We start from the raw sequence: 13,724 nt of genomic DNA, 5'->3' as shown, positions 1-13,724 counted from the left end.
GACACGATATCCCATTATCTTTCTCCCTCTCGTGAAAAATCGAGCGGCCCAAGGCAAGGCATAACCAGGCTCGCGTTTACACCAGGGAACTGGACATGCCGAGCAATTGAAAGATCTCTTCTTCCGGGGGCTCGGCGAACACGATGTTCAAGTTACGATAACCAGAATGATCCCCAACCAGGCTCAGTTCGAATCGAGCCCCCGATGTGTCGGCTTCGTAGCTCTTCAAGTAAGTCAGGTTCTTGGCTTCATTGAAAATCACATCCAGTGTGCCGTCGTAGCCATTTCCCAGTCGGGTAAAGCCCAAGGCGGACACATCGATCGTGTCTTCACCCGCGGTATAGTCGATCAGGCGATCAGTATGGTTTTCGGTGGCGGTCCGGTAGCTGTCGCTCAGCAAGTCGAAGCGGAACACATCGTTGTTACCGCCACCCATCAACAGGTCCCGACCTTCGCCGCCAACCAATACATCATTCCCCAGCGCTCCATAAAGGCGATCATCGCCCGCGAGCCCTTGGAAGATTTCGCCTCGGGCATTGCCTTGTAGATGGTCGGCCCCTTCGGTGCCTGTCAGCCTGGCTTGCTGAAAGAGGATGTTGGTTTCATTCAGTGTTTGGCCCAAGTTGCCGTCGAAGACTACTTCGAAGCGTTCGCCGTCCGCGTTGGCCTCGAAACTTTTGAGGTAGGTCAGCGTTCCGCTTTCATTGACGCGTATCGCCAGCGTTCCGTCATGTCCATTGCCCAGCCCGAGAAAGCCCAGGGAGGAGAGGTCGAGCGTATCGGTGCCGGGGTCGAAGTCGGTGATTCGGTCGCTATGGGCCGTGGTTGCGGTTCGGTAGCTGTCTGCGACTGACTCATTGCGGAACGTATCGGCCCCGGCCCCGCCCGTCAGCAGGTCACGCCCTTGTTGGCCATCGAGCAGATCGTCACCGGCACCGCCGAAGATCGCATCGTCGAACGAGGCGGTACCTTGCAAGAAGTCATCATCGTCGCCACCGTCCAGGTGGTGATAGCCGTCGTCGGGGTTGCCAAAGCTGTGGTCCAGACTTGCGTCGGGGTTCAACTGGACCAAGGCGGCCAGGTAGCCGTCCGCGCTCGTGCCTTGGCTTCCGCCAATCAATAGCTTGCCGTCGGCCAGCACGATCATGTCGGCGACTGCGAAAGGCGCGCTTTCCGAGCCCCAGCGTACCTGGCCCTGATCACCGAAACCGGTGTCGAGCGAGCCGTCGGCGTTGAGACGGATGACGGTCGCCACGCCACCCGACGCGCCGGCGAGCAGGATTTTGCCGTCATCCTGGATGACGAGGGCGTCTGCGTGAACCTCCAGGGCCAGACTGCCGCCGTTCGCAAAGCTGCTATCGAGGGTGCCGTCCGGGTTGAGGCGGGTCAGGGTATGTTGCCCCGTGACCAGTACCTTGCCGTCTCCCTGCAACGAAACGTCGATCATGCCGCCGGGGTGAATGCCAACGGACGCTGGCAGGTGCAGGACTCCTGCGTCTGCGAAAGACGACACCAAGGTCCCCGTCGCGTCGAAGCGAGCGATATGGATCTCACCGGAGGGATACCCAGCGCTGGCGAAAAAGCTGCCGTCGCGTTGCACGGAGAACGACGCTTGCTGGCCAAGATTGTCATTCCAGTAGAAAGGCACCGTCGCGGTGCCGCCGCTCCCGAAACTCGTATCGAGGCTGCCGTCAGCCAAAGTACGGCTTACGCCCGACACCCAGGCGTCGCCGACTTTCACGTACCGCGCCACCAGGTAGCCCCCTCCCGGCTGCACTGCGCCATTACCGCCGTCTTCGATATCGAGCGACACAGGGAGGAGGGACTTGCCGTCTGCGCTGAAGTCGCGGTCCAGGCGACCGTCGGCATTGAACCGGACCACGCTGGCCGTGAAGCCGGAATCCTCTTCGCCGCCTAGTCCCAGTCGACTGTAAGCGCCCAGCCAGATATTCCCGTCCGGATCCACCGCGATGCCGGCGACGGTGTCCGAGCCCCATAACGTCGTGGCAACCATGCCTGTATTGCGCTCAGATGAAGCGGCGGGCGAAATGCTCTGACTCATGTCCATGCCTCCGATAGTTTTCCGTCGCCAAAAACAATAGTCACAGCCGGTTCTGCTTGCCACTTTGCGGAACGAAGAGTGGGGCTTGGGTATTTGCCTAAGACCTGGCGCGTGAGTAGAATGCGATTAATTATCAATCATGTACTTGCCGGGATTCCGATGAGCAGCGATGAAACACTAGGTACTGCAGATCTAGGGCTGCTCTATCGAACCCACCACTCGTGGTTGCAAGGCTGGCTGATCCGGCGCATTGGATGTCGCGATAACGCCGCAGATCTGGTGCAGGACACCTTTGTGCGTCTGCTCAAATCCCGTCAGTCCAGCCCCTTGCGCGAACCACGTGCCTATTTGAGCAGCATCGCCCGCGGACTGATGATTGATCAGTATCGTCGTCGCGAACTCGAACGTGCCTACTTGGAAAGCGTCGCGTTGCTGCCGCAACACGAGGTTCCCTCGGAAGAAAGCCGGCTGATGATTCTGGATGCGCTCGAACGCATAGACCGCATGCTCGATATGCTTAAACCGAGAGTCCGCCAGGCTTTTTTGTTTGCCCGACTCGACGGTCTGACCTGCGCGCAAATAGCCGAAAAGCTGGGTGTTTCCCGGGCGACGGTGGAACGCGATCTGGCCACGGCCCTGCAACACTGCTATCGCTTGCGTTATGTCGAGGCATGAGCCGCAGGCGCTCGATCCGGCCATTGTCGAGCAGGCGATCCAATGGCTGGTGCGCCTTCGCTTCAGTCAGGCCGATGAACAAACACAGCGCACTTTTGAGCATTGGCTGCAGCAGGGCCCGGAGCATGTGTTGGCGTGGCAGCGTGTGGAGACGCTTGGGGATGAATTCACAGGCGTGCCAGCTCAACTGGCCCGACAAACCCTCAATGGTACCCGTCATGGAATGCGGCGGCGCGAAAGCCTGAAGCTGCTGGGCATATTGGCTACTGTTGGCACTGCAGCCTGGCTCGGCCGGGACTATACGCCCGTACCCGCCATGCTTGCGCAGCAGCGCAGCAGTACCGGCGAGCAACGACGCTTCCAACTCGATGATGGCAGCGTTATCCAGCTCAATAGCGATAGTGCCGTCGACAGCGATTTCGACGGCCAGCGGCGTCTGATAATCCTGCGACGTGGTGAAATCATCGTGAATGTCGGCGCGGATCGACACTCGCCTCGAGCGCGACCGTTCTGGGTGCAATCACGTGACGGGCTCATGCGCGCCCAGAGTTCCCGTTTTCTGGCACGCGAATTTGACGATGGCACGCTGGTCGCGGCTCAGGACGGATCAGTCACGGTTTTCCCCGGCTCCAGTCAAACGCCTGCGAGCCGCAGCGTCCAGGCAGGAAACCAACTGCTATTCACATCCAGTGGCGCCCGAATGTTCAGGGACAACGGCCTGGATCTGTGGAGCTGGGGGGAAGGGGTAATCAGTGCGCGCAACATGCGCCTCGTTGATTTCATCACGGAGTTGTCGCGTTATCGCCCCGGGGTCCTGCGTTGCGCCGAAGAGGTCGCTGATCGTCGCGTTTCCGGCACCTTCCAGCTCGCCGACAATGATCAGGTCCTGGCATTGATCGCACAGTCACTGCACTTGCACATTGATTATCGGACCCGTTATTGGGTGACCGTTGCCGCTGCCACCTGAACTCATCAAAACTTTGCATTACCTGAAAAATAATGAGGTAGCTTCTCATTCTCGTTCGACCTCTAAGGAAGGCCGGAATACAGGCCAGTCTGCCGATGTCCTTTCTTGGAGCGAGAAAATGAGTTCGTCCCCTGTTTCACAGCGTCATCCACTAAATCGTGCCTTGCAGGGTGCGATTTTGGGTTTGATCGTAAGCAGCTACGCATTGCCATCGCTGGCGCAAACGTCGAGCGCTGACCACAGCAATCAAGTCAAACAGTGGAACATCGCTGCCGGCCCACTGGCGCCGGCGCTTGACCGCTTCGCGCGCGAGGCTGGCATCAGTCTTTCCTTCGACGCGTCGAGTGTAGTGAACCGCACCACTGCTGGCGTGAACGGCACGCTCGATACGTCGGCAGCGCTGTCATCGTTGCTGCAGGGGAGCGAGTTGCAAATCGAACAGCAAGGCCCGAACGCCTATCTACTGATCCCTCAACCAAAGCCCGCCGGCCCGCTGGAGCTCGACGCAACAGACGTCGAGGACTACCGCCTTGCACCCCTCATCATCAATGCCAAGGTCAGGGTCAGTGCCGACGACGATGCCAACTCGGTGGTCGCCAAGGAGCTCTGGGTTGGCGGCAAGGTGGCAACCAGCATTCTCAATACACCGGCATCGGTGTCGGTTGTCACCAACAAGGAAATGGAGCAACGCAGCGTCAGCACCACGGAAGAAGCGCTGCAATACACGCCGGGCGTGGTCAGTGACTTCTATGGTACGGATGACCGCAACGACTATTTCCAGATCCGGGGTTTCCAGGCAACCACCTACCGTGACGGCTTGACCCTGAGTTCGATGCGCGGCGTACGCGAAGATCCATTCGCTTATGAACGCATAGAGATCCTGCGTGGCGCCAACTCCACGCTGTTTGGCCCAGCGGACCCGGGCGGTTCGGTGAATTTCGTGACCAAACAGCCGCGCTTCGAGCAGTTTGGCCAAGGCTATGTCACCTACGGTTCGTTTGATCATGTCGAGACAGGCATCGATGTGGGGGATGCGCTGAACGACGAGAAAACCTTGGCTGGCCGCTTTACTGCCAAAGGCCAGAACAGCGACCGCGAATACGATCACTCACAGGACGACAACCGGTTGGTGATGGGTGGCCTCACCTGGGCACCCACGGATTACACGTCAGCCACCCTGATTCTGGACTATCTGAAAACTGACAGTTCGCCCAACAGTGGCGGCTATCCGCTGGACAAGGAATACGACCGCAGCAAGTTTTATGGTGAGCCCAGCTACAACTTTCACGATGTCGAGCGCACCAGCCTCAGCGGTAACGTCACCCATGATTTCGACAACGGATTCGTACTGCGCAGCAATGTGCGTTACAGCAAATTGACCGATGATTTTGGCTACGTTTACATCAGCGACAGCGCCGCACGTGTCGGTACTACCGTTGACCGGTATCTGTTTGGAACGGACACTGAGGCCGATCAGTTCAATGGCAATCTGATGCTGCAATACGATGCCCGCTTCGAGAACATCGACAGCAGCAGCCTGGTGGGCGTGGAATACCTCGATTCGACCACCAAGGAAAGCTCGGTCTACGCCTTGGCGACCCCGATTGACATTGCAAATCCCGTGTTTACTGGGGTTTCACGCGCAATCACACCGTATGCCGTCAACAAGCGAGACGCGACCACGAAGGCCGTGTTCCTTCAGCAGAACCTATCGTTCTACGAGCGCTTCATCGTCACCGCGGGTATGCGCAACGACTCGATGGACCTTACCAGCAAAGGCTTGTTATCCACTGAGAAAGACACCTTCTCCGAAACCTCCTACCGAGGTGCGTTGACCTATATCGTCAACGATGAAGTCTCCACCTATGTGAGCATGGTGGAATCCGTCTCGCCGCCTCAGGTCGGCGTAACACCGCAGACGGGCAGACAGTACGAAGTGGGTGTGAAGTATGCACCGATGGGGATGGACGCACTGTTCTCCGCAGCCGTTTATGACTTGACCCAGGAAAACGTCACCATCGCCGTGGTGCTGCCGAGCGGCATCATTGAGCAACAGACGGTGGGTGAATCGCGGGCCCGTGGTCTCGACCTGGAGGCCAAGGCGCAGGTGACGCAGAACCTCAGCCTGATAGGTGGCTATTCCTATATGGAGTCCGAGGTACTGCGCGGTTCGTTGTACGACGGCAGCTCGCTGAAGGGTAATGAGTTCACCACGGCACCCAAGCATTCCGCTTCGCTCTGGAGTTATTACGACGTGCCCGGCACTGATGTCAGCGTTGGCTTGGGTGCGCGCTACGTCGGCTCTTATTACTTCGATGCAGCCAACTCCGGCAAAAGCGATGGCGCCACGTTGTTCGACGCCGCCTTCAACTACGAGATCGCCAAGGGCACCGACCTTGCGGTGAACGTCAGCAACCTGCTGGATGAGCAGCACGTGGTCGGTTCCGGCACAGCGAACTTCTACAACCCGGGTCGCGAGATTACCGCCAAAGTGAGTTACAGCTGGTAGGCCGGCGTGTAAGCCTTTTTCCCATCGAGGAAGTGGTGCCCGCTAAACCGCGGGCACCGTTACGAAAGGCAAGCGTGCACGGTTAGCAGAAGATAGAAACGACTAGTATTCCGGTGGTGCGCCTGGCGCTACCTGAAATGCCCCGCGCAACGCTCACAACCGATGATGCTCCAGCAGAAAGTCCACGAACACCCGCACCCGCGCCGGCATTGCCGGCCCCCCAACAAATACCGCATGGATCGGCTCTCGGTCGCCCGGATTCCAGGCGCCGAGTAGCGGTACCAGATCGCCGCGTTGCAGATCCTCGGCCACGGTAAATTCGCCGATTCGGGCGATGCCGGCGCCTAGCCGTGCGAGTTGCGCCAGCGCTTCGCCACTGCTGCATTCGATGTTGCCACTGACCTTCAGGGAAAATTCCCGGCCATCGCGGATGAACGGCCAGTTGGGTTCGGCGCGCCGGAAATTGAAACGCAGGCAGTTGTGGCGCAGCAGGTCTTCGGGTTCCTGGGGGGTGCCATGGCGCTCCAGATACGCGGGCGATGCCACCACCACCTGGCCGGTGTCGCCGATCTTGCGCGCTGTCAGCGGACTGTCGGGAAGATGGCCAAAGCGCACCGCCACGTCGGCCTGGCCGCCGAGAATGTCGACCACTTCGTCGCCGAGGGTGAGGTCGACAACGATGTTCGGGTAGCGGGCGCTGAAGGCTGCCACCAGAGGAACGATGGTCTGTCGGCCGTGGCCGAGGGCGGCGCTGACTCGCAGGCGGCCTTTGGGCACGCCTTGGTCTGCGACGGCTTCTTCGACCTCCGCCATGTCGGCCAGGATCCGCCGGGCGCCGCGCAGGTAAGCCTCGCCCTCGGCGGTGAAGGTAATTGCTCGCGTGGTGCGCAACAGCAGGCGGGTGCCAAGGCGTTGTTCGGTACGGGCGATGATCCGACTGACCGCCGAAGGTGTCAGTCCCAACGAGCGCGCCGCGGCCGACAAGTTGCCTTCCTGCGCCACCGTGGCGAACACAGCCATTTCACCTGATCTGCCGTTGAAGTCCATTTGTGCTCCACACGCAAAGGTGTTTGCAAAAAATGCGATCTACCGCCTCTGAGGATTGGATCGTAGCATTTGCGGCATAGATGAGGAGCCTTCCATGCGTATCAATCCACCCCTTGTTGCACTCGCCATGGGTGCCTTTGGCATCGGCGTAACCGAGTTCGCCCCTATGGGCATGTTGCCGGGCATCGCTGCGGATCTCGGCGTTTCCATTCCCGCCGCTGGCCTGTTGGTCAGTGCCTACGCCTTGGGCGTATTGCTCGGTGCGCCGTTGATGACCCTGACCACTGGCAGGATTCCCCGGCGTTATCTGCTGATCGGACTCATGGCGATTTTCACCCTGGGCAACCTGATGTCAGCGCTGGCGACCGATTACTACAGCCTTTTGGTCGCCAGGGTCGTGACGTCACTGAACCACGGTGCGTTCTTTGGCGTCGGCTCCGTCGTCGCCGCCAGCGTGGTCGCTCCGGAAAAACGTGCCGGGGCGGTCGCGGCCATGTTCATGGGCCTGACCCTGGCGACCATCGGCGGCGTGCCGCTGGCGGCCTGGTTTGGCGAACTGTTCGGTTGGCGCAGCGCATTCTGGGGCATTACCGGCCTGGGCGTGGTGGCCATGGCCGCGTTGTGGTTCGCCTTGCCCAACGTACCGGCACCGAAAAGCATCGGTGCGCTGGCCGAAATTCGAGTATTGGGCCGCGGCCCGGTGCTGGGCGCGCTGGCGCTCACCGTCGTTGGCTCAGGTGCGATGTTCACGGTATTCACTTATATCGCCCCGATCCTGAGCAGCGAGACCCATGCGTCCACCACGTTCATCACCGCGATGCTGGTGCTGTTCGGTGTGGGGCTGACGCTGGGCAATATGTGGGGCGGCAAGGCGGCGGATCGTTCGATAGACCGCACCTTGATCGTTTCGCTGAGCGTGCTGATTCTGGTCTTGCTGGCCTTCACCGTACTGATGCGCTGGCCGCTGCCGGCGGCGATTGCCATCCTGATCTGGGGTATCGCCAGTTTTGCCCTGGTGCCGCCACTGCAAATGCGCGTGATGGAAGCCGCCAAGGACGCGCCTAACCTGGCTTCGGCGGTGAATATCGGCGCCTTCAACTTAGGCAATGCGATTGGCGCGGCGCTGGGTGGCGCGGTGATCAACGCGGGGTTGGGTTATCCGGCGATTTCCCTGGCCGGAGCGGCAATGGCGGGTCTGGGGCTGCTGATGGTGTTGGCTTTTGCCTGGCGCTCCAAGGCTGTTGCGGCTACTGCGGAACTTCCGGCGCAGCAGTAGACCATCACGCTCCAGGGAACGTAGCGTCTTGGTCAAGATGCGCTGAGTCACGCCCGGTATCCGCCTTTTTTCTCGGCATGGCGCATCTTTCCGTACTCACTCAAGGCATGCAGGATGCCCAATGACCAGCGGCAACCTGCGTGCGCGAGGACGCTCGCCTGACGCGGTTGGATGGATTAATCGTGAATGCAGGTTTACCTTGCATGCGAAAAACCATATATTCGCCAAATCATATATGCGGGTCGAACGCCTCATGAAATTCGTGGGTGCACTAAGGTTCGTCCAGGTGAAAACCCAACGCTGAGATCGATATGGCCGACCCTCTGACACCCACTGCTGTTTTTAAATGCCTGGCTGACGAAACCCGTGTCCGCACCATGCTGCTCATCACCCGGGAAGGGGAGCTGTGTGTTTGCGAACTGACCTGCGCCTTGAACGAGAGCCAGCCAAAAATCTCCAGGCACCTGGCGCAGTTGCGCACGTGCGGGCTGCTTTCGGACCGTCGACAAGGCCAATGGGTTTATTACCGACTGCACCCGAATCTGCCTGATTGGGTTCGCCAAGTGCTGACCACTGCACTTGAAAGCAACACGCATTGGTTAAGCCATGACGCCAAGCGTCTCGATGAAATGGGTGACCGTCCTGAACGTGCGGCCGTGTGCTGTGCAAACTAAGTCGCTTGAATCCGCCCTGGACTACGAGACCGCTCGATGAAAATCCTCTTCTCCGCACGCTGTTACCACGGGAGCAATGATCATGAGCACGAGCCGCCGTTCACCACCGCGCTGGCTTTCCCCGCCGCTTTCGCCACGGTCATTGGACCGCTTGTTGAAGTGCCGGTATTGATTTCCCAGGTCGGCGTGGCCCTCTGGCTGGAGCGCCGCTGGTTCGATGACTCCAAGAGCGCCGTTGCGCAGGACGATGACTATGTACGATGACCTCATTCCCCAACTCGATACTGAACTGGTCGATCTGCCTTCGGCAGACAAGCTCGGTATCGAAAGGACCTCGACCCACAAGCCGCGCATCTTGCTGCTGTACGGGTCCACTCGTGCGCGCTCCTTCAGTCGTCTGTTGGTGGAGGAGGCCGCTCGACTGCTGGAGCACTTCGGCGCCGAGACGCGGATTTTCAACCCATCCGGTTTGCCACTGCCTGATGACGCACCCGACGACCATCCACGCGTGAAGGAACTGCGCGAGCTGATGCTGTGGTCCGAGGGACAGGTCTGGTGCTCTCCTGAGCGTCACGGAAACATGAGCGCTGTGTTCAAGGCGCAAATCGACTGGGTGCCACTGGCCATGGGCGCGGTGCGGCCGACTCAGGGCAAGACCCTTGCGGTGATGCAGGTTTGCGGCGGTTCGCAGTCGTTCAATGTGGTCAATCAGTTGCGAGTGTTGGGACGCTGGATGCGCATGTTCACCATCCCCAACCAATCGTCCGTGCCCAAGGCCTATATGGAGTTCGATGACAACGGCCGGATGAAACCTTCCCCGTTCTACGACCGTGTCGTGGATGTGATGGAAGAATTGGTGAAATTCACGCTGCTGCTTCGCGACCGCCAGGACTATCTGGTGGATCGTTATTCCGAGCGCAAGGAGTCGGCGCAAGAACTCATGAAACGTGTCAATCAGCGCTCCATCTGAGCCCATATCGAATACATCGGCCAGTTCGACGCCCAGTCGACCTCACACTGACAACAGACAGAGCACAACAGCATGACTATCAAAATAGGCATCAATGGTTTTGGCCGGATCGGTCGCCTCGCGTTGCGGGCCGCCTGGAGCTGGCCGGAATTCGAATTCGTGCAGATCAACGATCCGGCGGGCGACGCGGTGACTCACGCGCACCTGATCAACTTCGACTCAGTGCATGGCCGTTGGAACCATGAAGCCAGCGCCGAAGGCGACAGCGTGGTTATCGACAATAAGCGAATCAAAGTGACAGCCAACAAGGCCATTGCCGACACCGATTGGTCGGGCTGCGACCTGGTGATCGAGGCCAGCGGGAAAATGAAAACCGTGGGAGTGTTGCAGGCCTACCTGGATCAGGGCGTCAAGCGTGTAGTGGTCTGCGCTCCGGTGAAAGAGCAGGGCGCGTTGAACGTCGTCATGGGCGTTAACCAGCACCTGTTCGACCCTGCGCTGCACCGCATCGTTACCGCGGCTTCGTGCACCACCAACTGTTTGGCGCCGGTGGTGAAAGTCATCCATGAAAAACTGGGCATTCGCCACGGCTCGATCACCACTATCCATGACCTGACCAACACCCAAAGCATCCTTGATCAGCCGCACAAGGATCTGCGTCGGGCGCGTGCATCCGGGATGAGCCTGATTCCGACCAGCACCGGCTCGGCGACCGCCATCGCGGAGATCTTCCCGGAGCTGCGCGGGCGCCTGAACGGTCATGCCGTACGCGTGCCGCTGGCCAACGCTTCGCTGACCGATTGTGTCTTTGAAGTCGAGCGGGCTACGACCGTCGACGAGGTGAATCAACTGCTCAAGGACGCCTCCCAGAACGAATTGAAAGACATCCTCGGTTTCGAAGAGCGCCCCCTGGTGTCCATCGACTACCGCACCGACCCGCGCTCATCGATCATCGATGCACTGTCGACCATGGTCATCAACGGCACCCAGGTCAAACTCTACGCCTGGTATGACAACGAATGGGGTTATGCCAACCGCACGGTTGAACTGGCCAAACTGGTCGGCCTGGCAAACTGAGGAACGGTCATGAAAGCCTTGTCAGCCCTCGCGCCAGACGTGCGGCAGTACCTGCTCGTGACGGGCAACTACTGGGCCTTCACCCTCACTGATGGCGCCTTGCGCATGTTGGTGGTGCTGCACTTTCACGCGCTGGGCTACAGCCCGCTGCAAATCGCCGCGTTGTTTCTGTTCTACGAAATCTTTGGCGTGATCACCAACCTGGTGGGTGGTTATCTAGGCGCTCGATTGGGGCTGAACCGAACCATGAACATCGGGCTGGGCCTCCAGGTCGCTGCACTGTTGATGCTGACAGTGCCGTTGGCCTGGCTCACCATTCCTTGGGTGATGGGTGCCCAGGCGCTGTCGGGGATCGCCAAAGACTTGAACAAGATGAGTGCCAAGAGCTCGATCAAGTTGCTGGTCCCCGATGGGCAGCAGGGCCAGCTCTATAAATGGGTGGCGATCCTCACCGGTTCGAAGAACGCGCTCAAGGGCGTCGGTTTCTTTCTTGGCGGGGCCTTGCTGGCCTGGATCGGTTTCAAAGGTGCGCTGCTGGCCATGGCGGCGGTCCTGGCGCTGATCTGGGTCAGCAGTCTGATTGTGTTGAAGAAGGACCTGGGCAAGGCCAAAGCCAAGCCCAAGTTCCGGGATCTGTTATCCAAAAGCCGGGCAATCAACATCCTTTCGGCGGCGCGAATGTTCCTGTTCGGTGCCCGCGACGTCTGGTTTGTGGTGGCCTTGCCGGTGTACCTGAGCAGCGTATTCGGCTGGGATTTCTGGAAGGTCGGTGGCTTCCTGGCGGCCTGGGTGATTGGCTACGGCATCGTGCAATCCTTCGCCCCCGACATCACCGGCAAGAAAAACGGACATGTGCCGGATGGTCGTGCAGCCTTCAGGTGGGCCCTTGCCCTGGCGGGCTTGCCAGCCTTGATTGCGCTTGGGCTCAATGCCGGGTGGTCACCACAGACGGTACTGCTCGGCGGCCTCATGGTCTTTGGCGCGCTGTTCGCGGTGAATTCATCCCTGCACAGCTACTTGATCGTGTCCTATGCCAAGGAAGACGGCGTATCGCTGGACGTGGGTTTCTACTACATGTCCAACGCCATGGGACGATTGATTGGCACCGTCCTCTCCGGTTGGGTCTATCAGTTGTACGGTCTGGCAACGTGCTTGTGGATCTCGAGCGCCTTCGTATTGCTGGCCGCGCTGATATCCATTGCATTGCCCAGGCATGCCAAGGCGGTTTGAAGCTCCTCCGATTTCTCGGTCAAGCCAGCGCCGCTTCGACCAGTTCGATCCAATGCCGGACCGGGGTTCGGCCGGCGCCGTCAAGGTGGGTCTGGCAGCCGATATTGGCGGTGGCGATGACTTCGGGGTGTCCGCTTTCCAAGGCATTGAGCTTGTTGTCACGCAATTGCCTGGACAGGTCGGGTTGGGTCAGCGAATAAGTGCCCGCCGAGCCGCAGCACAGATGGCTGTCGGGTACTGGCGTGAGGTTGAATCCAAGCTTTTCCAGGACCGCTTCAACCGCACCTCCGAGCCTTTGCGCATGTTGCAACGTGCAGGGGCAGTGAAAGGCCAGGCGCTGGTCGCTGTGTACGCCGAGCTTGTCCAGCGGTTCGTCGCGCAGCACTTCAACCAGGTCCTTGGCCAGGGCGCTGACCTTGGCGGCCTTGTCGGCGTACGCCGGATCGGTGCTGAGCAGGTGCCCGTAATCCTTGATGAAGGCCCCGCAGCCGCTGGCGGTTTGCACGATGGCCTCGGCACCGCTTTCGATGGCAGGCCACCACGCGTCGATGTTGCGTCGGGCGCGATCGAGGCCGGCGGCCTGGGCGTCCAGGTGATAGTCCAGCGCACCGCAGCAACCGGCCTTGCGAATCGCAGTGACGCTGATGCCCAGCCGATCCAGCACCCGTGCGGCGGCGGCATTGGTATTGGGTGACAGGCTCGGCTGTACGCACCCTTCGAGCATGAGCACTTGCCGGTCATGGCGGATGGTCGGTCGTGACTTCGCTGGAGGCATGTTGCGCGGCAACTTGACTTGCAGCGTGTTGGGCAGCAACGCTCGGAACGCCTGGCCACTGCTCACCAGCCCTTTGAACAACGCCGGATTGGGCAGTACGCCACGCAACCCCTCGCGCAACAGGCGTTGACCGTATGGGCGCGGGACTGCCGCATCGACCACCGCCCGCCCGATGTCCAGCAAGTTGTGGTAGTCGACGCCGGAAGGGCAGGTGGTTTCGCAGTTGCGGCACGAGAGGCAACGATCCAGGTGCTCCTGGGTCTTGCGCGTCACTTCGTTGCCTTCGAGCACCTGCTTGATCAGGTAGATGCGCCCCCTCGGTCCATCCAGTTCATCACCCAGCAATTGATAGGTCGGGCAGGTGGCATTGCAGAAACCGCAGTGCACGCAACTGCGCAGGATGCGTTCGGCTTCTTCGGCGCGAGGCAACTGGCGGGCGTTTTCGCTCAAGGTGGTCTGCAT

At 59.9% G+C, this 13,724-nt stretch carries 11 protein-coding genes and 2 pseudogenes; 9 read left to right on the top strand and 4 right to left on the bottom strand.

What is annotated here, in order from left to right; genetic code table 11:
* Window positions 1-76: 76 nt before the first annotated feature.
* Window positions 77-2,062 carry a M10 family metallopeptidase C-terminal domain-containing protein gene (locus J3P79_RS15045; protein WP_434603711.1) on the bottom strand — a complete coding sequence of 662 codons (1,986 nt, stop codon included), beginning with the start codon at window positions 2,060-2,062 and terminating at the stop codon, window positions 77-79.
* Between the two features lie 159 nt (window positions 2,063-2,221).
* Here J3P79_RS15045 and J3P79_RS15040 point away from each other — a divergent pair, with 159 nt between their 5' ends.
* From J3P79_RS15040 to J3P79_RS15030, 3 genes are all read left to right on the top strand, one after another.
* Entirely contained in the window at window positions 2,222-2,737 is a 516-nt protein-coding gene (locus J3P79_RS15040; RefSeq protein ID WP_434611491.1) for a sigma-70 family RNA polymerase sigma factor, read from the top strand.
* On the top strand, window positions 2,724-3,704 hold the full coding sequence (locus J3P79_RS15035) for a DUF4880 domain-containing protein (RefSeq protein ID WP_434603709.1): 981 nt from the start codon (window positions 2,724-2,726) through the stop codon (window positions 3,702-3,704). The genes J3P79_RS15040 and J3P79_RS15035 overlap by 14 nt, the downstream gene beginning before the upstream one ends.
* Before the next feature lie 118 nt (window positions 3,705-3,822).
* Window positions 3,823-6,213, top strand: coding sequence for a TonB-dependent siderophore receptor (locus J3P79_RS15030; RefSeq protein ID WP_434603707.1), 2,391 nt, complete (start codon window positions 3,823-3,825; stop codon window positions 6,211-6,213).
* A 153-nt stretch (window positions 6,214-6,366) separates the two neighbouring features.
* On the opposite strand, the gene J3P79_RS15025 is transcribed toward J3P79_RS15030, so the two are convergent.
* A complete protein-coding gene (locus J3P79_RS15025; RefSeq protein WP_434603705.1) occupies window positions 6,367-7,260 on the bottom strand; it encodes a LysR family transcriptional regulator in 894 nt (297 codons plus the stop codon).
* 94 nt (window positions 7,261-7,354) lie between these two features.
* On the opposite strand from J3P79_RS15025, the gene J3P79_RS15020 reads away from it, so the two are divergent.
* Window positions 7,355-8,536: an MFS transporter gene (locus tag J3P79_RS15020; protein ID WP_434603703.1), complete on the top strand. Its 1,182-nt coding sequence runs from the start codon at window positions 7,355-7,357 to the stop codon at window positions 8,534-8,536.
* Here the strand turns inward: J3P79_RS15020 and J3P79_RS15015 are convergent.
* Window positions 8,516-8,688: pseudogene (locus J3P79_RS15015) on the bottom strand (winged helix-turn-helix transcriptional regulator); the annotation flags it as partial. The gene J3P79_RS15020 and the pseudogene J3P79_RS15015 sit on opposite strands and share 21 nt — an antisense overlap.
* 159 nt (window positions 8,689-8,847) lie before the next feature.
* On the opposite strand from J3P79_RS15015, the gene J3P79_RS15010 reads away from it, so the two are divergent.
* The 5 genes and pseudogenes from J3P79_RS15010 (at window position 8,848) to arsJ (ending at window position 12,487) form a co-directional block, all read left to right on the top strand.
* Window positions 8,848-9,210, top strand: a complete 363-nt coding sequence (locus tag J3P79_RS15010; RefSeq protein WP_434603701.1) for a metalloregulator ArsR/SmtB family transcription factor — start codon at window positions 8,848-8,850, stop codon at window positions 9,208-9,210.
* 102 nt (window positions 9,211-9,312) lie between these two features.
* Window positions 9,313-9,474: pseudogene (locus tag J3P79_RS15005) on the top strand (arsenical-resistance protein); the annotation flags it as partial.
* The gene (gene arsH, locus J3P79_RS15000; RefSeq protein ID WP_434603699.1) at window positions 9,464-10,180 is read left to right on the top strand and encodes an arsenical resistance protein ArsH; all 717 of its coding nucleotides are present in this window, start codon (window positions 9,464-9,466) and stop codon (window positions 10,178-10,180) included. The pseudogene J3P79_RS15005 and the gene arsH, both read left to right, overlap by 11 nt.
* A gap of 72 nt (window positions 10,181-10,252) precedes the next feature.
* A complete protein-coding gene (locus J3P79_RS14995; protein WP_434603697.1) occupies window positions 10,253-11,257 on the top strand; it encodes an ArsJ-associated glyceraldehyde-3-phosphate dehydrogenase in 1,005 nt (334 codons plus the stop codon).
* Between the two features lie 9 nt (window positions 11,258-11,266).
* Window positions 11,267-12,487 (top strand): organoarsenical effux MFS transporter ArsJ, encoded by a 1,221-nt coding sequence (arsJ, locus tag J3P79_RS14990; protein ID WP_434603695.1) that lies wholly within the window; start codon window positions 11,267-11,269, stop codon window positions 12,485-12,487.
* A 19-nt stretch (window positions 12,488-12,506) separates the two neighbouring features.
* Here arsJ and glcF read toward each other — a convergent pair whose 3' ends face one another.
* Window positions 12,507-13,724 carry a glycolate oxidase subunit GlcF gene (gene glcF, locus J3P79_RS14985; protein WP_434603693.1) on the bottom strand — a complete coding sequence of 406 codons (1,218 nt, stop codon included), beginning with the start codon at window positions 13,722-13,724 and terminating at the stop codon, window positions 12,507-12,509.

The organism is Pseudomonas sp. R1-7 (assembly GCF_051132105.1).
Classification (GTDB): domain Bacteria; phylum Pseudomonadota; class Gammaproteobacteria; order Pseudomonadales; family Pseudomonadaceae; genus Aquipseudomonas.
Note: the sequence above shows the minus strand (reverse complement) of the source record. Positions and strands in the feature narration are given on the sequence as shown.